The organism is Pseudomonas sp. LBUM1669 (assembly GCF_059695705.1).
Window position 1 is genome coordinate 5,924,123 of the sequence record NZ_CP166784.1, and the last position, 22,129, is coordinate 5,946,251.

Annotated in this window: 20 protein-coding genes and 1 riboswitch; of the genes, 10 read left to right on the forward strand and 10 right to left on the reverse strand. The window is 60.4% G+C overall.

Annotated features, from left to right (window positions below):
- Positions 1 to 54: 54 nt before the first annotated feature.
- The 5 genes from ACA051_RS27570 to tkt all read right to left on the reverse strand — a co-directional run bounded on the left by ACA051_RS27570 (position 55) and on the right by tkt (position 5,088).
- Positions 55 to 387: an MliC family protein gene (locus ACA051_RS27570; RefSeq protein WP_077747251.1), complete on the reverse strand. Its 333-nt coding sequence runs from the start codon at positions 385 to 387 to the stop codon at positions 55 to 57.
- A 56-nt stretch (positions 388 to 443) separates the two neighbouring features.
- Positions 444 to 665: a hypothetical protein gene (locus ACA051_RS27575; RefSeq protein ID WP_411960199.1), complete on the reverse strand. Its 222-nt coding sequence runs from the start codon at positions 663 to 665 to the stop codon at positions 444 to 446.
- A gap of 34 nt (positions 666 to 699) precedes the next feature.
- Positions 700 to 1,863 (reverse strand): phosphoglycerate kinase, encoded by a 1,164-nt coding sequence (locus ACA051_RS27580; RefSeq protein ID WP_497306060.1) that lies wholly within the window; start codon positions 1,861 to 1,863, stop codon positions 700 to 702.
- 17 nt (positions 1,864 to 1,880) lie between these two features.
- Positions 1,881 to 2,930 (reverse strand): erythrose-4-phosphate dehydrogenase, encoded by a 1,050-nt coding sequence (epd, locus tag ACA051_RS27585; RefSeq protein ID WP_497306062.1) that lies wholly within the window; start codon positions 2,928 to 2,930, stop codon positions 1,881 to 1,883.
- 160 nt (positions 2,931 to 3,090) lie between these two features.
- Positions 3,091 to 5,088 carry a transketolase gene (tkt, locus tag ACA051_RS27590; protein ID WP_497372656.1) on the reverse strand — a complete coding sequence of 666 codons (1,998 nt, stop codon included), beginning with the start codon at positions 5,086 to 5,088 and terminating at the stop codon, positions 3,091 to 3,093.
- A gap of 273 nt (positions 5,089 to 5,361) precedes the next feature.
- On the opposite strand from tkt, the gene ACA051_RS27595 reads away from it, so the two are divergent.
- The 4 genes from ACA051_RS27595 (at position 5,362) to ACA051_RS27610 (ending at position 10,015) form a co-directional block, all read left to right on the forward strand.
- Positions 5,362 to 6,357: an ArsR/SmtB family transcription factor gene (locus tag ACA051_RS27595; protein WP_497372658.1), complete on the forward strand. Its 996-nt coding sequence runs from the start codon at positions 5,362 to 5,364 to the stop codon at positions 6,355 to 6,357.
- An 18-nt stretch (positions 6,358 to 6,375) separates the two neighbouring features.
- On the forward strand, positions 6,376 to 7,566 hold the full coding sequence (metK, locus tag ACA051_RS27600) for a methionine adenosyltransferase (protein WP_010466931.1): 1,191 nt from the start codon (positions 6,376 to 6,378) through the stop codon (positions 7,564 to 7,566).
- A gap of 281 nt (positions 7,567 to 7,847) precedes the next feature.
- Positions 7,848 to 9,521, forward strand: coding sequence for an NAD-dependent DNA ligase LigB (gene ligB, locus ACA051_RS27605; RefSeq protein WP_497372660.1), 1,674 nt, complete (start codon positions 7,848 to 7,850; stop codon positions 9,519 to 9,521).
- Between the two features lie 98 nt (positions 9,522 to 9,619).
- Positions 9,620 to 10,015, forward strand: a complete 396-nt coding sequence (locus ACA051_RS27610; RefSeq protein WP_497306070.1) for a DUF1090 domain-containing protein — start codon at positions 9,620 to 9,622, stop codon at positions 10,013 to 10,015.
- Between the two features lie 185 nt (positions 10,016 to 10,200).
- On the opposite strand, the gene ACA051_RS27615 is transcribed toward ACA051_RS27610, so the two are convergent.
- Positions 10,201 to 10,650 (reverse strand): c-type cytochrome, encoded by a 450-nt coding sequence (locus ACA051_RS27615; protein ID WP_219095086.1) that lies wholly within the window; start codon positions 10,648 to 10,650, stop codon positions 10,201 to 10,203.
- A 128-nt stretch (positions 10,651 to 10,778) separates the two neighbouring features.
- Here ACA051_RS27615 and mltA point away from each other — a divergent pair, with 128 nt between their 5' ends.
- The gene (gene mltA, locus ACA051_RS27620) at positions 10,779 to 11,963 is read left to right on the forward strand and encodes a murein transglycosylase A (protein WP_497372662.1); all 1,185 of its coding nucleotides are present in this window, start codon (positions 10,779 to 10,781) and stop codon (positions 11,961 to 11,963) included.
- A 117-nt stretch (positions 11,964 to 12,080) separates the two neighbouring features.
- Here the strand turns inward: mltA and ACA051_RS27625 are convergent, their stop codons facing one another.
- Together ACA051_RS27625 and ACA051_RS27630 are read right to left on the reverse strand one after the other, a co-directional pair.
- Positions 12,081 to 12,464 carry an MAPEG family protein gene (locus ACA051_RS27625; protein WP_497306074.1) on the reverse strand — a complete coding sequence of 128 codons (384 nt, stop codon included), beginning with the start codon at positions 12,462 to 12,464 and terminating at the stop codon, positions 12,081 to 12,083.
- A 40-nt stretch (positions 12,465 to 12,504) separates the two neighbouring features.
- Positions 12,505 to 13,338, reverse strand: a complete 834-nt coding sequence (locus ACA051_RS27630) for an EamA family transporter (protein ID WP_497306076.1) — start codon at positions 13,336 to 13,338, stop codon at positions 12,505 to 12,507.
- Between the two features lie 219 nt (positions 13,339 to 13,557).
- Between ACA051_RS27630 and ACA051_RS27635 the strand changes: the two genes are divergently transcribed.
- Positions 13,558 to 14,727, forward strand: coding sequence for an MFS transporter (locus ACA051_RS27635; RefSeq protein ID WP_497372664.1), 1,170 nt, complete (start codon positions 13,558 to 13,560; stop codon positions 14,725 to 14,727).
- A 19-nt stretch (positions 14,728 to 14,746) separates the two neighbouring features.
- Here the strand turns inward: ACA051_RS27635 and ACA051_RS27640 are convergent, their stop codons facing one another.
- Together ACA051_RS27640 and ACA051_RS27645 are read right to left on the reverse strand one after the other, a co-directional pair.
- Positions 14,747 to 15,634 (reverse strand): formate/nitrite transporter family protein, encoded by an 888-nt coding sequence (locus ACA051_RS27640; protein WP_497306079.1) that lies wholly within the window; start codon positions 15,632 to 15,634, stop codon positions 14,747 to 14,749.
- Between the two features lie 181 nt (positions 15,635 to 15,815).
- Entirely contained in the window at positions 15,816 to 16,220 is a 405-nt protein-coding gene (locus ACA051_RS27645; RefSeq protein ID WP_109635529.1) for an acyl-CoA thioesterase, read from the reverse strand.
- A 198-nt stretch (positions 16,221 to 16,418) separates the two neighbouring features.
- A riboswitch (S-adenosyl-L-homocysteine riboswitch) is annotated at positions 16,419 to 16,521 on the forward strand.
- A 23-nt stretch (positions 16,522 to 16,544) separates the two neighbouring features.
- On the opposite strand from ACA051_RS27645, the gene ahcY reads away from it, so the two are divergent.
- From ahcY to rhlE2, 4 genes are all read left to right on the forward strand, one after another.
- Positions 16,545 to 17,954, forward strand: coding sequence for an adenosylhomocysteinase (gene ahcY, locus ACA051_RS27650; RefSeq protein ID WP_219095081.1), 1,410 nt, complete (start codon positions 16,545 to 16,547; stop codon positions 17,952 to 17,954).
- A gap of 181 nt (positions 17,955 to 18,135) precedes the next feature.
- On the forward strand, positions 18,136 to 18,981 hold the full coding sequence (gene metF / locus ACA051_RS27655) for a methylenetetrahydrofolate reductase [NAD(P)H] (protein WP_497306081.1): 846 nt from the start codon (positions 18,136 to 18,138) through the stop codon (positions 18,979 to 18,981).
- A gap of 124 nt (positions 18,982 to 19,105) precedes the next feature.
- The gene (locus ACA051_RS27660) at positions 19,106 to 19,921 is read left to right on the forward strand and encodes a substrate-binding periplasmic protein (protein WP_497306083.1); all 816 of its coding nucleotides are present in this window, start codon (positions 19,106 to 19,108) and stop codon (positions 19,919 to 19,921) included.
- Positions 19,922 to 20,143: 222 nt separating this feature from the next.
- A complete protein-coding gene (rhlE2, locus tag ACA051_RS27665; protein ID WP_497306084.1) occupies positions 20,144 to 22,021 on the forward strand; it encodes an RNA helicase RhlE2 in 1,878 nt (625 codons plus the stop codon).
- Positions 22,022 to 22,129: the final 108 nt, after the last annotated feature.

Consider the following 22,129-nt stretch of genomic DNA (forward strand, 5'->3'; position numbering starts at 1 on the left):
TGATGACGTCTTCGCGAGCAAGCTTCGCTCCTACAGGTTTCGCACAAGCCTCAATTACTGCGCTTTACAACCGCGGCCGATCAAATCATTGGTGGCGACCCAGTAAACCAGGCCTTCCTCACCTTTTACGTGAAACGCCAACATGTCGTTGCTGTACAGCGAACCTTCGGCGCCCGGTTCAAGCTTCAAGCGGTAGACCTGATCGGCCCCGCCGAGGCGCACGTCGACTTCCTTGCGGCTGTCGTCGGTGTAGCGCCAGAGCACTTTGGCCTGGCTGTCGCAGGTCCAGGTGGTCCAGTTGTCCGTCGATTCGGCAGGCTTGAACAGGTTGAAATTCGAGCAACCGGCCAGCAATGCCAACGCCGTAACGGCGATAAAACCTTTCATCCATGTTCCTCGACTGACGGCGCACGCCGCCAGCCCTGAGTAAAGTGTCTGACCCGTCAAGGGCAACCATGTTCCTTGGCCGGGGTCTGCGTCTCGTATTTCTCCAGGCCATCAGGCCCGGATCGCTTGTTGATCACCGGGTTGGTTTCCGCTTGCCAGTCGGCCTGGTAGCAGCCTTTTTCCACCGACTGCGGCGCAGGATCCGGCTTGGCTTTCGGGTTACTCCCGCAAGCCACCAGCATACCCGCAGCGATCAGCAGCGCTAATGGCTTGACCATGAGAACACTCCTTTGCTTGGTCAAATGAATGACCTCAGCCCTTGGCCCGACTTTCCAGGACTTCAACGGCAGGCAAAACCTTGCCTTCCACGAACTCGAGGAACGCGCCGCCACCGGTGGAAATGTAGGAGATCTGATCGGCAACGCCATATTTGTCGATGGCCGCCAGGGTGTCGCCGCCGCCAGCAATCGAGAACGCCGAGCTTTGCGCGATGGCCTGGGCCAGCACTTTGGTGCCGTTACCGAATTGATCGAATTCGAATACACCGACCGGACCGTTCCACAGGATGGTCTTGGACGACTTCAGCAGCTCGGCGAAATTCGCCGCGGTCTGCGGGCCGATGTCCAGGATCATGTCGTCGGCGGCCACGTCAGCAATCAGCTTGACGGTAGCGGTCGCGCTTTCAGCGAATTCCTTGGCAACCACCACGTCCACTGGCAAAGGCACGCTGACCTTGGCGGCGATGGCGCGAGCGGTGTCGAGCAGGTCCGGCTCGTACAGCGACTTGCCGACCGGGTGACCGGCAGCGGCCAGGAAGGTATTGGCAATGCCACCGCCGACGATCAGCTGGTTGCAGATCTGGCTCAGGCTGTTCAGCACGTCGAGTTTGGTCGAGACCTTGGAACCGGCAACGATGGCAGCCATCGGCTGGGCCGGGGCGCCAAGGGCTTTGCCCAGTGCGTCCAGCTCAGCAGCCAGCAGCGGGCCAGCGGCGGCGACTTTGGCGAACTTGGCCACGCCATGGGTCGAACCCTCGGCGCGGTGAGCGGTGCCGAAGGCGTCCATCACGAAGACGTCGCACAGGGCGGCGTATTGCTGGGCCAGTTCGTCAGCGTTCTTTTTCTCGCCCTTGTTGAAGCGCACGTTTTCGAACAGCACGATGTCGCCGGCCTTGACGTCGACACCGCCCAGGTAATCGGCGACCAGCGGCACTTCACGGCCCAGGGCCTTGCTCAGATAGTCGGCGACGGGCTTGAGGCTGTTCTCGGCCGAGAACTCGCCTTCGGTCGGACGGCCAAGGTGCGAGCAGACCATCACGGCCGCGCCTTTTTCCAGGGCCAGCTTGATGGTCGGCAGCGAAGCCAGGATTCGCGCATCGCTGGTGACTACACCGTCCTTGACTGGGACGTTGAGGTCTTCGCGGATCAGTACGCGCTTACCTTGCAGATCGAGGTCGGTCATCTTCAACACGGTCATGGGTCGCAATTCCTGGTTTACGGTTTTTGAGTCGCTGTTTGCAGATAGTGTTCTGCAACGTCCAGCATTCGGTTGGCAAAACCCCATTCGTTGTCGAACCAGGCCAGGATGTTCACCAGCCTTGGGCCGGAAACTCGGGTCTGACTGGCATCGACGATGGCCGAATGTGGGTCATGGTTGAAATCACAACTGGCGTGAGGCAACTCGGTGTAGGCCAGAAGGCCTTTGAGCGGGCCGCTGGTGGCGGCCTCGCGCAGAATCCGGTTGACCTCGGTGGCGTCGGTGTCGCTGACGGTCTGCATCGTAATGTCGAGGCAAGACACGTTAACCGTCGGCACCCGCACGGCTTTGGCCTGAATTCGCCCGGCAAGTTCCGGCAGCAGGCGCTCGATGCCACGCGCCAGACCAGTGGACACCGGAATCACCGACTGGAACGCCGAACGCGTGCGGCGCAGGTCTTCGTGATGATAGGCGTCGATGACCGGCTGATCGTTCATCGCCGAGTGAATGGTGGTGATCGACACGTATTCCAGACCAATGGCTTGATCCAGCAGGCGCAACAGCGGCACGCCGCAGTTGGTGGTGCAGGACGCGTTCGACACCAGCAGCTCGTCGCCGGTCAGGCAATCCTGGTTCACGCCGTAGACGATGGTGGCGTCGACATCCGCCTCGCTGGCCATCGGCTGGGAAAACAGCACGCGGGGTGCGCCGGCATCAAGGAAGCGCTGGCCATCGGCACGCGTGTTGTAAGCACCGGAGCACTCCAGCACCAGATCGACGCCCAGGGACGCCCAATCGATGCCTTCGGGGGTGGCACTGCGCAGGACCTTCACGCAGTCGCCCTTAATATGCAGACAATCGCCTTCTACTCGCACTTCGCCGGGAAAGCGCCCGTGAGTGGAGTCGAAGCGTGTCAGGTATTCGATGCTAGCCATGTCAGCCAGATCGTTGATCGCGACAATTTCAAACCCAGCCGTCGAGCCTCGCTCAAACAACGCACGCAAGACGCAACGACCAATCCGGCCGTAGCCGTTGAGTGCAACTTTGTAAGGACGCGGTTGAGGCATGGGGTTCTCGATGAAGCTTGGGAATGAGGTTGCCAGGACTGCCGCCTTCGCGGGCAAGCCTCGCTCCTACAGGTCTTCGGTTGTCTTGAAAACAACGCGATCCCTTGTAGGAGCGAGGCTTGCCCGCGAAGACGTCAGCCCCGATAACGCAACTTCTGGATCAGTCTTCCAGCAGCTCTTCAGCCTGACCCAGGATGTTTTCCAGGGTAAAGCCGAACTCTTCGAACAAGGCCGGCGCAGGCGCCGACTCGCCGAAGGTGGTCATGCCGATCACGCGGCCTTCCAAGCCCACGTACTTGTACCAGTAGTCCGCGTGCGCGGCTTCGATGGCGATACGGGCACTGACCTGCAACGGCAGAACCGCTTGCTTGTAACCGGCGTCCTGAGCATCGAACACGCTGGTGCACGGCATCGAAACAACACGCACCTTGCGACCTTGCTCGGTCAGCTTGTCGTAAGCCTGAACCGCCAGACCGACTTCCGAACCGGTAGAGATCAGGATCAGCTCAGGCTCGCCTGCACAGTCCTTCAGCACGTAACCGCCACGGGCGATGTCGGCGATCTGCAGCGCGCTGCGTTCCTGATGCTGCAGGTTCTGACGCGAGAAGATCAGCGCCGAAGGGCCGTCCTTGCGCTCGATGGCTTCTTTCCAGCAAACGGCCGATTCAACGGCATCAGCTGGACGCCAGGTGTCGAGGTTCGGCGTGCTGCGCAGGCTGGTCAGTTGCTCGATCGGCTGGTGAGTCGGGCCGTCTTCGCCCAGACCGATGGAGTCGTGGGTGTAGACGAACACCACGCGTTTCTTCATCAGCGAAGCCATGCGCACGGCGTTGCGAGCGTATTCCATGAACATCAGGAAGGTGGCGCCGTAAGGCACCAGACCGCCGTGCAACGCCACGCCGTTCATGATCGCGCTCATGCCGAATTCGCGAACGCCGTAGTACATGTAGTTGCCGCTGGCGTCTTCAGCCGAAACACCTTTGCAACCTTTCCACAGGGTCAGGTTGGAACCCGCGAGGTCAGCGGAGCCGCCCAGCAATTCAGGCAACAGCGGGCCGTAGGCATTCAGTGCGTTCTGGCTGGCTTTACGGCTGGCGATGGTTTCGCCCTTGGCCGCGACTTCAGCGATGTAAGCCGAGGCTTTTTCCGCGAAGTCTTCCGGCAGATCGCCGCCCAGGCGACGGACCAGTTCGTTGGCCAGCTCAGGGAAAGCTGCGGAGTAGGCAGCGAAACGCTGATCCCACTCGGCTTCGGCCGCGCGGCCGGCTTCCTTGGCGTCCCACTCGGCATAGATGTCAGCCGGGATTTCGAACGGACCGTGGTTCCATTTCAGAGCAGCACGGGTCAAGGCGATTTCCGCGTCACCCAATGGGGCGCCGTGGCAGTCTTCTTTGCCTTGCTTGTTCGGCGAACCGAAACCGATGGTGGTCTTGCAGCAGATCAGGGTTGGCTGATCGCTTTTGCGTGCGGTTTCGATCGCGGTCTTGATCTCTTCCGGGTCGTGACCGTCGACGTTGCGGATCACCTGCCAGTTGTAGGCTTCGAAACGCTTCGGGGTGTCATCGGTGAACCAGCCTTCGACTTCGCCGTCGATGGAGATGCCGTTGTCGTCGTAGAAGGCGATCAGCTTGCCCAGGCCCAACGTACCGGCCAGGGAGCCGACTTCGTGGGAAATGCCTTCCATCATGCAGCCATCACCCAGGAACACGTAGGTGTGGTGGTCGACAACGTTGTGGTCAGGACGGTTGAACTGCGCCGCCAGGACTTTTTCAGCCAGGGCGAAACCGACGGCATTGGCCAGGCCTTGGCCCAGCGGACCGGTGGTGGTTTCAACGCCTGGGGTGTAGCCGAATTCCGGGTGACCCGGGGTGCGGCTGTGCAGCTGGCGGAAGTTTTTCAGGTCATCGATCGACAGGTCGTAGCCGGTCAGGTGCAGCAGCGAGTAGATCAACATCGAACCGTGACCGTTGGACAGCACGAAGCGGTCACGGTCGGCGAACGATGGATTGCTCGGGTTGTGCTTCAGGTAGTCACGCCAAAGTACTTCGGCGATATCCGCCATACCCATCGGGGCACCGGGATGGCCGCTGTTGGCTTTTTGCACGGCATCCATGCTGAGGGCACGAATGGCGTTGGCACGCTCACGACGGCTGGGCATCGCTGTTCTCCTGCGGGTTCTGTATCGAGAGTGAATAAAACGAAACGGAAAAAAGGCGAGCATTTTCCCTCACCCACCCGCCTCGGGGCAATGACAGATAGTCATCTGGAGGCGTTTTTCCAATTGTTAACAGCGGTTTCGACTGATGAAACCTTTCTGCAGTTCGTTTGTTGACTGAACCTAACGTCTGGAAGTGCCATCTATCGACCAATATCAAAACTTTTTGATATTGCCCTTGCGGTGATTTCTGAGCGTCACTAGACTGCTGGCCTTATGAATTTACGCGTGCCTTCCATTCGACATGACGATTGCGATGAGCTGGCGGCCCTGTGCAAGGCCGGCGGCGATCCTCTGCGACTGAATGTATTGCGCGCGCTGGCCAACGATTCGTTTGGCGTACTGGAACTGGCGCAGATCTTCGGGATTGGTCAGTCCGGCATGAGTCACCACCTCAAGGTCCTGGCCCAGGCCGACCTGGTGGCGACCCGCCGTGAAGGCAACGCGATTTTCTACCGTCGCGCCCTGCCCCACACCGACCTGCTGGGCGGCAAGCTGCACGCCGCCCTGCTGGAAGAAGTGGACAACCTGACCCTGCCGGCCGATGTGCAGTCGCGGATCGCTCAGGTCCATGGGCAACGCGCGGCGGCCAGCCAGGACTTCTTCTCACGGGTGGCGGAGAAATTTCGCGCCCAGCAAGACTTGATCGCCGGTCTGCCGCAGTACCGCGATAGCGTGGTGGCGCTGCTCGACAAGCTGAGTTTCAGAGACGGCCCGACGGCCATTGAAGTCGGCCCCGGCGACGGTGAATTTTTGCCGGAACTGGCACGCCGCTTCACCGAGGTCACGGCGCTGGACAACAGCCCGGCGATGCTCGAACTGGCGCGTCAGGTCTGCGAACGTGAAACGCTGGCTAACGTCAGCCTGCAACTGGCCGATGCATTGAATGGCGTCAGCCTTCAGGCCGATTGCGTTGTACTGAACATGGTGCTGCACCATTTCGCCGCGCCGGCCGAAGCGCTCAAGCACATGGCCGACTTGCTGCAACCGGGCGGTAGCCTGCTCGTGACAGAGTTATGTAGCCACAACCAGAGTTGGGCCAGGGAGGCCTGCGGTGATCTGTGGTTGGGGTTTGAACAGGACGATTTGGCCCGTTGGGCCACCGCTGCGGGACTCGTTCCCGGGGAAAGCCTCTATGTAGGCTTACGTAATGGTTTCCAGATCCAGGTCCGCCATTTTCAGCGACCGGCTGGCGACACTCACCATCGGTAAATTCAGGAAAAAATCGAGATGAGCGAATACTCCCTCTTCACCTCCGAGTCCGTGTCCGAAGGGCATCCGGACAAAATCGCCGACCAGATTTCCGATGCGGTGCTGGACGCCATCATTGCTGAAGACAAGTTCGCCCGCGTAGCGTGCGAAACTCTGGTTAAAACCGGCGTGGCAATTATCGCAGGTGAAGTCACCACGTCGGCCTGGGTCGACCTGGAAGAAATCGTGCGTAACGTCATTCTGGACATCGGCTACAACAGCTCCGATGTCGGCTTCGACGGTGCCACTTGCGGCGTGATGAACATCATCGGCAAGCAATCCCCTGACATCAACCAGGGTGTCGACCGTGCCAAGCCTGAAGATCAGGGCGCCGGCGACCAGGGCCTGATGTTCGGCTACGCCAGCAACGAAACCGACGTGCTGATGCCAGCACCGATCACCTTCTCGCACCAGCTTGTGCAGCGCCAGGCCGAAGCCCGTAAATCCGGCCTGCTGCCTTGGCTGCGCCCGGACGCCAAGTCGCAAGTGACTTGCCGTTACGAAGGCGGCAAGGTTGTTGGTATCGACGCTGTTGTACTGTCGACTCAGCACAACCCTGAAGTGTCGTACAAAGACCTGCGCGAAGGCGTGATGGAGCTGATCGTCAAGCACGTACTGCCTGCCGAACTGCTGACCAAAGACACCCAGTTCCACATCAACCCGACTGGCCAGTTCATCATCGGTGGCCCGGTGGGCGACTGCGGCCTGACCGGTCGCAAGATCATCGTCGACAGCTACGGCGGCATGGCCCGTCACGGCGGCGGCGCGTTCTCCGGTAAAGATCCATCGAAGGTTGACCGCTCGGCGGCCTACGCCGGTCGTTACGTGGCCAAGAACATCGTCGCTGCCGGCCTGGCCGAGCGCTGCGAGATCCAGGTTTCCTACGCGATCGGTGTTGCCCAGCCTACGTCGATCTCGTTGAACACCTTCGGCACCGGCAAGATCAGCGACGACAAGATCGTCAAACTGGTCCGCGAAATTTTTGACCTGCGCCCATACGCGATCACCACCATGCTCGACCTGCTGCACCCGATGTACCAGGAAACCGCTGCGTATGGCCACTTCGGCCGCACCCCGGCGACCAAGACTGTGGGCGAAGACACCTTCACCACGTTCACCTGGGAAAAGACCGATCGCGCCGACGACCTGCGTACTGCAGCCGGCCTGTAAGACTTTCCTGGCGGCACCAAAAACCCCGCACGGTTCGCCGTGCGGGGTTTTTTATTGGGTCTGCTTTATACCCGGCTGCCCCCATCGCGAGCAGGCTCGCTCCTACATTGGATCTTTAGTGAGCACAGATTTTGTGTACGGCAGAGGCTCTTGTGGGAGTGAGCCTGCTCGCGATGGGGCCAGCCTGGTCACCTCCGGAAACACCAGGCAAAACACCCACTCTTCCCCCAAGAAAATACTGACTAACCTTCATGCATCCCCCCTGAGCAAGGACGCTCACGATGCTTCTGCGCCTGTTTTCCGCTTTGTTCCTGACCCTGTTTTGCCTGAGCTCAAACGCTGCCGACTGCCCCGACTGGCCACCCGCCCGCGCCCTGGACGAAATCACCGCCCTGCAAAAACAGATCGATTTCTGGGACGACAATTATCACCGCCACGGACGCTCACGGGTCGCCGATGAAATCTATGATCAGTCCCACGCGCGATTGAGCGAATGGCGTGAGTGTTTTGATTTGAGTCTGGCGCCCGACCCCTTGCGCACGGCGGGCGGCAAGATTACCCATCCCATCGCCCATACCGGCCTGGACAAACTCCGTGATGGAAGTGCCGTAGAAGACTGGATACGTGATCGAAGCGACATCTGGATACAACCCAAGGTCGATGGGGTGGCGGTGACGCTGATCTATCGCAACGGTTTGCTGCGCCAGGCGATCAGTCGCGGTGACGGAGTCAACGGCCAAGACTGGACCACTTCGGCGCGACTGATTCCCGCCATCCCCCGGCAACTGCCGCAACCCTTGGATTTGCTGGTGCAAGGCGAACTCTATTGGCGCCTGACCGACCATGTGCAAGCCAAGGCAGGCAGCCTCAACGCCCGCTCCACGGTGGCCGGGCTGATGGCGCGCAAAGAGCTGAACGCAGAACAGGCCGGTGGAATCGGATTGTTTGTCTGGGATTGGCCGCAAGGTCCGGCAAGCCTGCCCGCTCGCGTGGCGACTCTCGATGAAATGGGTTTTCCGGGCACTGCGCCTTACAGCCAGCCGATCAAGGTGTTTGCCGACGCGGAACGATGGCGCGATCACTGGTATCGCACGCCCCTGCCCTTCGCCAGTGACGGTGTCGTTTTGCGTCAGAGCCAGCGGCCACCGGCCGATCGCTGGCAAGCGCGACCCTCCTTCTGGAGCGTTGCCTGGAAGTATCCGTTCGCCCAGGCACTGGCCGAAGTTCGCAAGGTCCACTTCAAGATCGGACGGACTGGGCGGATTACACCGGTGCTCGATCTTGCACCCGTGAAGCTCGATGACCGACAGATCAAGCGCGTCAGCGTCAGCTCCCTGCGGCGTTGGGAGGAACTGGATATCCGCCCCGGCGATCAGGTGTCCGTCAGCTTGGCGGGGTTGACCATTCCAAGGCTCGACGGTGTCGTGCTGCGCAGTACCGAACGCACGGAATTGAACGTGCCGTCGGCAGCAGACTTTCATCATTTGAGTTGCTGGCAACCGACATCAGGATGCGAGAGCCAATTCCTCGCGCGCCTGACCTGGCTCAGCGGCAAACAGGGACTGGCTTTGCCCCATGTCGGCCCTGGCACTTGGGAGAAACTTTTCGAAACAGGCCGCCTAAACGGCCTGCTGGATTGGTTGACCCTCGATGCTCAAGAGCTTGCTAACATTGCCGGCTTCGGCGAGCGCAGCGCGGCTCGTCTTTCAGACAGTTTTCACAGCGCCCGGCAACGTCCGTTTGCTCGCTGGCTCAAAGCCTTGGGGTTGCCGCCGACCGGCCAGGCACGGCTTGCCGATTCATGGCAGGAACTGGCGAATAGAAACACCGAACAATGGCAGGCAGAAGCAGGAATCGGCCCGGGACGCGCGGCGCAATTGAGCGCGTTTTTCCGCGACCCGCACGTCCTGGCACTGAGTCAAACATTACGCATAGCCGGGATTGACGGCTTTTAAACGTCGGCGACACCTGGCAGCCCGGGAACCCAAAGGTGCCAACGGGCTCAAACGCCCATCGCCACATCGACCCGATTGTCTTTGCACATGGAGCTTTTATGAAATTTCTTTCACCGCTCGCCTTGCTGACCCTTTGCAGCGTGATGGCCGCTCCCCTGATGGCCGCCGAAGAAGCCCCAGGGCTCACCGGCTGCGCCGCCAAGAAACAGGGCATCATCAATCAGATCGAACTGGCCAAATCCCACGGCAACGCCGAACAGCAGGCCGGCCTCGAAACGGCCCTGAGCGAAGTCACCGCCCATTGCACCGACGCCTCGCTGAAGAAGGAACGGGAAAACAAGGTGCTCGACGCCAAGCATGAAGTCAGCAAGCGTCAGTCCGACCTGGACAAAGCCATGAAGAAAGGCGATCCGGACAAGATCAACAAGCGCAAAGATAAACTCGCCGAGTCCCGCAAGGAATTGCAGGACGCGCTCGACGAGCTGGATAAGTAAGCCATCACTGAATCGGGGGCTTACCTGTGGCGAGGGAGCTTGCTCCCGCCGGGCTGCGAAGCGGCCCTAAACGCGGTTATTCAGGCAGACCGCATTTTCCGGGTTTACGACGGCTTCGCCGCCGAGCGGGAGCAAGCTCCCTCGCCACAGTTGCGCAGCAGGTCTACCCAGATCACACCCGAGAATCAATGATCCCGAAACTCTTTATGGCAGGCACTGCAGGCATCTTCGACTTTCTGCACCGCCGGGCCCAGATTACTGGCCTTGTAAGGCTGAACCTTGCTGGCAATCACCAACTCACCGGTGGCGGCTTCAAGGGTGCGAACCATGTCCTGGAAACGCGCCTGCTGCTGCCACACATTGTCCTTGGCGCTGGTGTGATCTTCTTCGCGCACCTGCGGGAAATGTTTCCACGGCTCACGGGACAAGGTGTCGAGCTTCACGGCGCCTTCCGCAAATTTCGGACCGTCGAACGGGATACGACCACGCAACATGCCACCCAGGTCTTCGCCGGTCTTGAGCATCTGTTTGAAGATCGCCTTGCGTTGTCCCAGCGGCGAATTCGGATCAACCCCACCGCAGGCAGACAAGGTCAGGCAGGCCAGCAATACAACAGAAAGTCTTTTAAGAGTCATGGTGGCTTCAGGTCACGGGAAACGGCGGCCAGTATCCTCGCGTCATCGGCAAAGACCAATAGCCCTATTATCAATACGGGTTGTTTGAGCGCATGGAGCACTCAGGCAACCGGCAAAGGAATTACTCCATGAACAGCCGTTTCAAGACATGGCGTCACCACCTCGTGTGGACTCTTCCAATGGTGGCCGTGCTCGCCGGCTGCACCGGCGGCGATAAAAACACCCCTAAGACCCACGCGCTGGCGACTTACTCCAGTGCCAGCTGGGAAGCACTGCCGGCGGTGTCCGACACCGATCTGGTCGCCGGCTTCGGCTCGTGGCGCAGCGCCTGCACCCGGCTCAAGGCCGACCCGGTCTGGGGCTCGACCTGCGCGGCTTCGGCCAATGTGCCGCAGACCGCCAGCGACATTCGCGGCTTCCTCAAGCAGAACCTCGATGTCTACGGCCTGCGCGCCGCCAATGACAATCCCAACGGTTTGATCACCGGCTATTACGAGCCGGTCTACCCGGGCAGCCTGACCCAGACCGAAGTGGCGAACATTCCGGTGTACGGCGTGCCCGAGGACATGATCATTGTCTCGCTGGACAGCATCTACCCCGAACTCAAGGGCAAACGCCTGCGCGGACGTCTCGAAGGACGCGTACTCAAACCTTACGACGATGCGGCAACGATCGAGACCAACGGGGTCAAGGCGCCAGTGGTTGCGTGGCTGACCGACCCGATGAACCTGCAATTTCTGCAAATCCAGGGTTCGGGGCGCATTCAGCTCGACGACGGTCGTCAGTTGCGCATCGCTTACGCTGACCAGAACGGCCATCCATACCGCCCCATCGGGCGCTGGCTGGTGGAGCAAGGCGAGCTGAAGAAAGAAGACGTGACCATGGGTGCCATCAGCACGTGGGCCAAGGCCAATCCATCGCGTATTCCGGAACTGCTGGGCAGCAACCCGAGTTATGTGTTTTTCACCCGCAACCCGGACAGCAACGAAGGGCCACGCGGCTCGCTGAACGTTCCGCTGACGGCCGGTTACAGTGCGGCGGTGGATCGCAAAGTGATTCCGCTGGGCAGCCTGTTGTGGTTATCCACCACCAGACCGGACGGCACAGCACTGGTACGGCCCGTGGCGGCGCAAGACACGGGCGGCGCGATTGCTGGCGAAGTGCGTGCGGATCTGTTCTGGGGCACTGGCGAGGCGGCCGGGCAACTGGCTGGGGATATGAAGCAGCAAGGGCAGATCTGGATGCTCTGGCCTAAAGGCGCGGCGTTGCCGCAAGTGCCACAAGTTGCCGATGCAGTAAAAGATAAGCCCTGAAATCTGCACTGGCAGTCAGATAGCTATCGCGAGCAGGCTCGCTCCCACAGAGGGAGCGCATTCCAATGTGGGAGCGAGCCTGCTCGCGATGAGGCCAGCACAATCACCGACGTTCTTTCAGACCGATACTACAAAGAAACTGGCAATCAACCCCATCCCCACAAACCACACCAGCGACCGCAAAATCGCCCAGTCCGCCAGATAGCAAATGATGTACAGCAGCCGACTGGTGATAAACAGCACCGCCAGCACGTTGACCGTCACCAGCTGCGCCGTGCCCACCAGGTGCGCAACAATCACCGCCGTCGCGAACGCCGGGGTCACTTCAAAACTGTTCAGTTGCGCCGCATACGCGCGTCGACCCAAACCATTCAGCGAATCAAGAAAGTCCCGGGGGTCATGGTTGTCTTGCAGCCCGAACCTGCCGCTGACCTTGGCAATGCCCGTGCAGAGATAGGGCAGGAAAATCGCGATCAAAATGCACCACAGAGCAACCGTCATAAAGCAGTCCTTTCTTCAGTTTTAGAATGTTGAGTACCCGTCAGAACTTCATCACCAAAATACCGATCAGCACGAGCCCACAGGCTAAGAGCCTTGGCCTGCCGAAAGGTTCTTTCAGGTAACGCATGCCGAACAGCACCACCAGGATCACGCTGATCTCGCGCAACGCCGCCGCTTCGGCAATCGACCCCAGCTGCATTGCCCACAGCACCAAAGCGTAGCTGAACAACACGCAGAACCCGACCGCCAGCCCCAGTCGCCACTGTTCACGCCAGAACAGCATGAACGCCGGGCGCTTGCGCACTAACGCCAGCAATGGGAACGGCCAGGCGCTGAGCAACGTGACCCAGACCAGATAGTCCAGAGGGTGCGACCAGCGCCGTAACGCCTGGCCATCGATGAAGGTGTAGCAGCCGATGCACAGGCCGATCAGCGCCACCACCGGCAACATCGACCACGGTAGACGCGCACCCCCGCCGCCCTGCCAGAGCAGGCACAGCATGCCAAACGGGATCAACAGGATTCCGAAGATCTGCTGATTCGTCAGCACTTCGCCAGCGAAGATCAGCGTCAGTGCCAGCACCACCAGCGGCGACAGCCCACGCATCAACGGATAGACCAACCCGAGGTCGCCGACTCGATACGCCTGGATCAACAGATAGCGATAGAGCAATTCGAACGCCGCCGACGCCAGAATCCACGGCCAGATTTCACTCGGTGGCAGCGCCACGAACGGCAGCATCAGAGCGACAAACAGCATCGCGACGCTGTCCATGCAGGCCACCACCAGCAGACGTTCGGCGCTGAATTTGATCAGGGTATTCCACGCCGCGTGCAACAGCGCCGCCACCAACACCAAAGCCGTCGCAAGCACGGCACACTCCTTTTATTGACCGCTGGCTCCTACGGGAAGCGCATGGATAATTGATTCGCCATAGGTCAGCAGCTGTTTATACTGCACGCGACCACGCCGCACTCAGTTGCGCACAGACTAATTCCAATAATTTCTGCCACTGCCCGCGCTCATCGAGAACGGTCATCGGCATGCGTATGCCTGATCAGAGCGTCAAGACTACCGACAGAGACCTTGCGCATGCCACTCGCCTTGCTCGCCCTTGCTGTTGCCGCGTTCGGCATCGGCACCACTGAATTCGTCATCATGGGCCTGCTGCCCGACGTCGCCCGCGACCTCGCCGTGAGCATTCCCCACGCCGGCCTGCTGATCACCGGCTACGCCCTGGGCGTGGTGTTCGGTGCGCCGATCCTCGCTATCGGCACCGCCAACATGCCGCGCAAAGCCACGCTGTTGGGCATGACGCTGATGTTCATCCTCGGCAACGTGTTGTGCGCATTGGCGCCGAACTACGCCACATTGATGGCCGCACGAGTGGTCACCGCGCTGTGCCACGGTGCGTTTTTTGGCATCGGTTCAGTGGTCGCGGCGGGGCTGGTTGCGCCGAACAAAAGAGCGCAGGCCATTGCCATGATGTTCACCGGCCTGACGCTGGCCAACGTGCTCGGCGTGCCATTGGGCACCGCGCTCGGGCAATACGCCGGTTGGCGTTCGACGTTCTGGGCGGTCTCGGTAATCGGCGTGATTGCAGCCCTCGCGCAGTGGCTTTGGCTGCCGAAGGACATCGCGATGGACAAGGCCAACCTCGCCAGCGAGTTCAAAGTGCTGGGCAAGGTCAATGTGTTGCTGGCCTTGGGCATGAGCGTGCTGGCGTCGACCAGCTTGTTCAGCGTGTTCACCTACATCGCGCCGATTCTGCAGGACATCACCGGTGTCAGCCCGCATGGCGTGACGATCATGCTGCTGTTGTTTGGCGTCGGCCTGACGGCGGGCAGCATGCTGGGCGGTCGTCTTGCAGACAGCCGATTACTGCCTTCATTAGTGGGCATGGCGCTGGCCGTCGCGGTGGTATTGGCTGCCTTTAGCCAGACCAGTCACTCGGTTATTCCGGCGGCGATCACGCTGGTGCTATGGGGGATTTTTGCCTTTGCCCTGTGCCCGATTCTGCAACTGCTGATCATCGATCAGGCGCATGATGCCCCGAACCTCGGCTCGACGCTGAACCAGAGCGCTTTCAATCTCGGCAACGCGGCGGGCGCTTGGATCGGCGGCCTGGTGGTTGCCAGCGGTGCGGACCTGGCGGATCTGCCGTGGACCGGAGCGCTGGTCAGTGGCCTGACGGTGCTGACGGCGCTGTTCTATATATACCTGCAACGTCGCGGGGCGGCCGCGGTCAATGTGTCCGGCTGAACAGGCCGGGCATCACTGATTACTTTTTGCTCTTCTGCGGATCAGGCTCCGAATTCTGATCCGCCGTCTTCTTCGGCGGGCCGCTCTCGCTGCGGATCTGCGCGTGGCTGATCAGCGCGAAGATGAAGCTGCCGCCGATAATGTTCCCCGCCAGCGTCGGCCCGGCGAACACCAGCCAGAAATCCTTCCACGGCAACTCGCCGGCAAACACCAGGTACGAGACCTCCGCCGAACCGACCACGATGTGGGTGAAATCCCCCAGCGCCATCAGGTAAGTGATGAGGATGATGATCCACATCTTGGCGCTCTCCATGGATGGGATCATCCAGACCATGGTGGCAATCATCCAGCCCGAGACGATGCCTTTGGCGAACATCTGGCTGGCGTCGTTTTCCATGATCTTGCGCCCGATATCGAGGAAAGCCAGGTCGGTCTTGCTGTCGAAAATCGGCAGATTGAGCATCACGTAGGCCACGAGCAGCGTGCCGCAGAGGTTGCCGACCAGCACCACCGACCAGAGGCGTAGCAATCGGCCGAAATTGTTCAGTGTGGGTTTGGTCATGATCGGCAGCACGGCCGTCAGGGTGTTCTCGGTGAACAACTGCTGACGGGCGAGGATTACCGCGAGAAAGCCAGCGCAGTAGCCGAAACTGGCGATCACCTTGAAGCCTTCACCGTCCGGCAGTCGGGAGTTGAGCAATCCCATGGCCATCAGCGACAACCCCATGGTCAGGCCGGCGGCCAGTGCCGACCACCACAAGGCGGCGACACTGCGCTCGAGTTCCTGATCACCCTGGGTGCGAATGATCTCGTGCAGCACCGCGGCGCGCGGTGGCTGGTTCTTGTCGACCTCGTGCCGTTCTTCCGGCGACAGGTTTGGGGTCTTGCCTTCTTTCTTGGCGTCCATAAAGCTCCGGAACCGGTGGTGTGTCATGTAGGTACGACACGCGAGGTTCGGAGCTGTTCACTGACCGTCCAACGAAACCGGCTCTTTAGGAGCGAGGCTTGCCCGCGAAGGGTTCACCTCGGTATTGGTGGTGACACAAATGACGCCTTCGCGAGCAAGCTTCGCTCCTACGGGGCTCGCATTACTCGCTGGCGATATCGTCCTTGAACTGGTCTTTGACGTATTTGATCTCGGTCTGGCCGTGCGGAGCGGGCAAGCCGTCTTCACCCAGATTGACGAAGACAATCTTATCCACCGTCAGGATGCTTTTGCGGGTGATCTTGTTGCGGACTTCGCACTTCAGGGTGATTGAGGTACGACCGAACTCGGTGGCGGTGATGCCCAGTTCGATGATGTCGCCCTGGCGCGAGGCGCTGACGAAGTTGATCTCGGAAATGTACTTGGTCACCACACGCTGATTGCCCAACTGGACGATGGCGTAGATCGCCGCTTCTTCGTCGAGCCAGCGCAACAGGCTGCCGCCGAACAGCGTGCCGTTGGGGTTGAGGTCTTCGGGTTTTACCCATTTGCGGGTGTGGAAATTCATATTCACTCCTGAGCGTCTTGCCGAATGTTGGGCGGCATCATGGCAGAGCCCGACCTAGAGCTCTATTGAGCATCGACTATGGTCTCGATTACCGTTCGGACATTGACTGATAGAAACGCTTTGGAAGATAAGAATAGCCCGCTATAATCGCCACCGTTTCAAAACGGTAACGTTCCATTGATACCGTTTTCCCGCCACCTGTCCGAGGGGCGCTGCAGCAGGTTCGACCTGTCAGGCTCGGATGGGGCGTTGACTGGCCATGATCGGCCGGACACTAAACGCACAACGGCGCCCATTCGCATACATTACGAATGGAGGCTCATCATGAGCGCTGTTATCACGCCTGCAGATTTTACCGATTACAAAGTGGCCGACATGTCCCTGGCTGCCTGGGGCCGTCGCGAAACCATCATCGCCGAATCCGAAATGCCAGCCCTGATGGGTCTGCGCCGCAAATACGCCGGTGAGCAGCCGCTGAAAGGCGCCAAGATCCTCGGCTGCATCCACATGACCATTCAGACCGCCGTGCTGATCGAAACCCTGGTTGCCCTGGGTGCCGAAGTGCGTTGGTCGTCCTGCAACATTTTCTCGACTCAAGACCAGGCCGCTGCCGCTATCGCTGCTGCCGGCATCGCGGTTTATGCCTGGAAAGGCGAAACCGAAGAAGAGTACGAGTGGTGCCTGGAGCAAACCATCCTGAAAGATGGCGCGCCTTGGGATGCCAACATGATCCTCGACGACGGCGGCGACTTGACCGAGCTGCTGCACAAGAAATACCCGGCGATCCTGGACCGCGTCCACGGCGTCACCGAAGAAACCACCACTGGCGTTCACCGTCTGCTGGACATGCTGGCCAAGGGCGAGCTGAAAATCCCGGCCATCAACGTCAACGACTCGGTAACCAAGAGCAAGAACGACAACAAGTACGGCTGCCGTCACAGCCTGAACGATGCGATCAAGCGCGGTACCGACCACCTGCTGTCCGGCAAGCAAGCGCTGGTCATCGGTTACGGTGACGTGGGCAAGGGCTCCGCTCAGTCCCTGCGTCAGGAAGGCATGATCGTCAAGGTTTCCGAAGTCGACCCAATCTGCGCCATGCAAGCCTGCATGGACGGTTACGAGCTGGTTTCGCCGTTCATCGACGGTATCAACAACGGCACCGAAGCCAGCATCGACAAAGCCCTGCTGGGCAAGATCGACCTGATCGTGACCACCACCGGCAACGTCAATGTTTGCGATGCAAACATGCTCAAAGCCCTGAAGAAGCGCGCTGTTGTCTGCAACATCGGCCACTTCGACAACGAAATCGACACCGCTTTCATGCGCAAGAACTGGGCATGGGAAGAAGTGAAGCCACAGGTTCACAAGATCCACCGTACCGGTCCTGGCGCATTCGATGCCCAGAACGACGACTACCTGATCCTGTTGGCTGAAGGCCGTCTGGTTAACTTGGGTAACGCCACCGGCCACCCAAGCCGCATCATGGACGGTTCGTTCGCCAACCAGGTTCTGGCGCAGATCTTCCTGTTCGGCCAGAAGTACGCCGACCTGTCGCCAGCCCAGAAAGCCGAGCGCCTGACCGTTGAAGTACTGCCGAAGAAACTCGACGAAGAAGTGGCCCTGGAAATGGTCCGCGGTTTCGGCGGCGTGGTGACTCAACTGACCAAGACCCAGGCCGACTACATCGGCGTGACCGTCGAAGGTCCGTTCAAGCCGCACGCTTACCGCTACTGATCGGTCCTGCTGTCCGCCCTACTCTGTGGGGCGGACTCATCGCTCTGTAGGAGCGAAGCTTGCTCGCGAACGCTTCACCGCGGTGTTACTGAAACACCGCGGCGCCAATATTCGCGAGCAAGCTTCGCTCCTACAGAGAGCACGGCGCCTGCAAGGCTTACGCGTTTCCAAGGATATGACCATGTCCCAAGACCGTCGCTACAGCTTCGAGTTCTTCCCTACGAAGACCGACGCTGGGCATGAAAAACTGCTCGCCACTGCTCGTCAGCTGGCCACGTACAACCCCGATTTCTTCTCCTGCACCTATGGCGCTGGCGGTTCGACCCGTGATCGCACCCTCAACACCGTGTTGCAGCTCGAAAGCGAAGTCAAAGTCCCTGCCGCACCGCATCTGTCTTGCGTTGGCGACAGCAAGGACGACCTGCGCGGCCTGTTGACTCAATACAAGGCAGCCGGCATCAAGCGCATCGTTGCCCTGCGCGGTGACCTGCCTTCGGGTATGGGCATGGCCAGCGGCGAATTGCGCCACGCCAATGACCTGGTTCAATTCATTCGTGAAGAAACCGGCGATCATTTCCACATCGAAGTCGCTGCCTACCCGGAAATGCATCCGCAAGCGCGCAATTTCGAAGACGATCTGAACAACTTCGTGCGCAAGGCCAACGCTGGCGCCAACAGTGCGATCACCCAGTACTTCTTCAACGCCGACAGCTACTTCTACTTCGTCGAGCGTGTACGGGCGATGGGCGTGCACATCCCGATCGTGCCGGGGATCATGCCGATCACCAACTACAGCAAACTCGCGCGTTTCTCCGACGCTTGCGGTGCGGAAATTCCGCGCTGGATCCGCAAGCAGCTGGAAGCCTACGGCGACGACACTCAGAGCATTCAAGGCTTTGGTGAGCAAGTCATCACAGAAATGTGCGAACGCCTGCTGCAAGGTGGCGCACCGGGGCTGCACTTCTACACACTGAACCAGGCTGAAGCGAGTCTGGCAGTGTGGAATAACCTGAAGCTGCCGCGCTGATACAGTGCAGTACTGCAAAAAGGCTCTGGCGAAACCCAGGGCCTTTTTTATGGACTGCGCATTGGGCCAGAGCTTCTGAATCGACCTTCTGGCTCTTTATGATTTCTCGTCGTAATCTCAAGCCATGCCTCTGATCGCACAGTTACTGACCGTGTTTCTTTTCACTTGCCTGAGCTTTGCCGCCCGGGGCGAGAAGCTGCGCATTGTCACCGAGCCGTGGGCGCCTTATGTGTATGAGGAAAACGGCAAATCCCTGGGCCTGGATTACGAAACCACGGCCATCGTCTTCAATCGCCTGGGAATCGAAGTGGATTGGCAGTTCCTGCCATGGAAACGCTGTCTGTCGATGCTTGAATCGGGCCAGGCCGATGGCGCGCTGGACATCTTTCATAGTGATGAACGCGATGCGACACTCCTGTATCCCGGCGAACCGCTGTCGGAAGTCGAATTCGTGATGTTCTACGCCAATGAGCGGCCCCATCCGTTTCGCACCCTGGACGATCTGAAAGGCCTGACTATCGGCACCTCGCCGGGTTATCTGTACAGCGAGGACTTCAGCGGCTCGACACTGTTTACTCGGGAGCCGGCGCCCACCCACGAAGCCAACTTCGGAAAACTGGTGCGCGGGCGCATCGACCTGTTGATCACCGATCGCCGGGTCGGCCAGCATTTGCTCGACGAATTGGGCATCCGCGACAAGATCACCGAAAACCCCACCGTCATCAGCCACCAGAGCCAGTTTTTGGCGGTACGGCGCAACGCCGGCATGGATTTGCTGGTGCAGCGTTTCGGTGCCGAGCTCAAGCGCTTCAAGCGCGAGCCCGCCTACGCGGAGCTCAGCGCCCGTTATGGCGCGGGTCCCGGCACTGGAGGGCAAGCTACTACCGCCACCACGGCCACCGTAAAAACCGTTGAGCAGCAGGAAAGCGGCGCGCAGTGATTGCTCTGTTATACTCCGGCCTTCCCGCCAGGCTCACGCCCGGACGCTCGGACTTGTTCAAGGCATCTCGATCCGCTACAGCGCAGCTTTTCAGCCCGCGCGAGCGCTCCAGACGAGCCTTCGAGGCCCAGCAGGACCGGACGGGATTGCGTTCCTCTTAAACGCCATTCGCGCCAGGCAAGACTCCCATTGGGCCAAGCCCTAACTAAAACAGGATTACTCATGTCCTTTGCTTCCCTCGGTCTCTCCGAGGCTTTAGTCCGCGCCATCGAGGCAGCGGGCTATACCGAGCCTACTCCGGTGCAACAGCGGGCTATCCCCGCCGTGTTGCAAGGTCGCGACCTTATGGTCGCGGCTCAGACAGGTACTGGTAAAACCGGCGGCTTCGCCCTTCCGATTCTGGAGCGGTTGTTCCCTAACGGTCACCCGGACAAATCCCAGCGTCACGGCCCGCGCCAACCGCGCGTACTGGTCCTGACCCCTACCCGCGAACTCGCGGCTCAAGTACACGAGAGCTTCAAGGTCTATGCCCGTGACCTGAAGTTCGTCAGCGCCTGCATCTTCGGCGGCGTCGGCATGAACCCGCAGGTTCAGGCCATGTCCCGCGGTGTTGACGTGCTGGTGGCCTGCCCGGGCCGTCTGCTCGACCTCGCTGGCCAAGGCAGCGTCGATTTGTCCCACGTGGAAATCCTCGTGCTGGACGAAGCCGACCGCATGCTCGACATGGGCTTTGTCCATGACGTGAAGAAGGTCTTGGCTCGTCTGCCGAGCAAACGTCAGAACCTGCTGTTCTCGGCGACGTTCTCCAAAGACATCACCGACCTCGCCGGCAAGCTGCTGCACAACCCGGAACGCATCGAAGTCACGCCACCGAACACCACGGTCGAGCGCATCGAGCAACGCGTCTTCCGCCTGCCAGCCAACCACAAGCGTTCGCTGCTGGCGCACTTGATCACCGCTGGCGCCTGGGAACAGGTCCTGGTGTTCACCCGCACCAAGCACGGCGCCAACCGTCTGGCCGAGTACCTGGACAAACACGGCCTCAGCGCCGTCGCGATCCACGGCAACAAGAGCCAGAACGCCCGCACCAAAGCCCTGGCCGACTTCAAGGCCGGTGAAGTGCGCATCCTGGTCGCTACCGACATCGCCGCGCGCGGCCTCGACATCGACCAACTGCCACACGTGGTCAACTTCGAACTGCCGAACGTCGACGAAGATTACGTTCACCGTATCGGCCGTACCGGCCGTGCCGGTCGTTCGGGTGAGGCGATCTCGCTGGTTGCCCCGGACGAAGAAAAGCTGCTGAAAAGCATCGAGCGCATGACCAAGCAGAAGATTGCCGACGGCAACCTGATGGGCTTCGACTCCAGCGCTGTAGAAGCCGAAAAACCGGAAGTGCGCGAGCGTCCGGATGTGCGTAACCCACGCAACCCACGTGGCCCACGCGGCGACGGCCCGAACGGCACCGGCGGTGGCGGCGGTCGTAAAGACAAGGGCAAGGACAAGGGCGGCAAGGAAAAACCTGCAGCCACTGGCCGTGGTGATCGCCCGGCCCGTGAACACAAACCACGCGAAGGCACCCCGGCTCGCGAGCAACAGCGTCCGGCCCCTCGTGCTGCCGCTGATCGTGCTCCGGATGAGTTCCTGGACGACGATGTGGATAACTTCGGTAACCGCGTTGACTACGTGCCTCAAGCCAAACCGGCTCAGGGCCGTGGCCGCCGTCCGGGTGCTCCGGCACCAGGCGCGGCAGCCGGCGCAGGTGCTCCACGCACCGGCGGCAAGCCTCAGGGTCGCCAAAGCGGTCCGCGCAGCAGCGACGGCGCCACCACCGGCACCCCGCCGGCCAAGCGCAGCGGCCCTCGCAACGGCGCTCCACGTGACGGCCAGGCCCGCCGCGAAGAGTCCCGCAACCGTCGTCCGGCTCGCACCGACGACCAGCCGCGTTCGGAACCGGCCGTGCAAAACCCGCGCGGACCGGCACCGAAGATCATTCACAAGGAGTCGAAAACCGATCGTTTCCCGACTCCAGAGCAACTTGATCAACTGCCAGGCCGTCCGCGCGGTGAGAAGCCAGCGTTGCTGACCCGCAATCGCTGATTTATCGCTGCAATGAAAAATGCCCCGGGTCTCACGATCCGGGGCATTTTTTTTTGCTTCACCAAAATCCCTGTAGGAGCGAGGCTTGCCCGCGAAGGGGTCAACCGG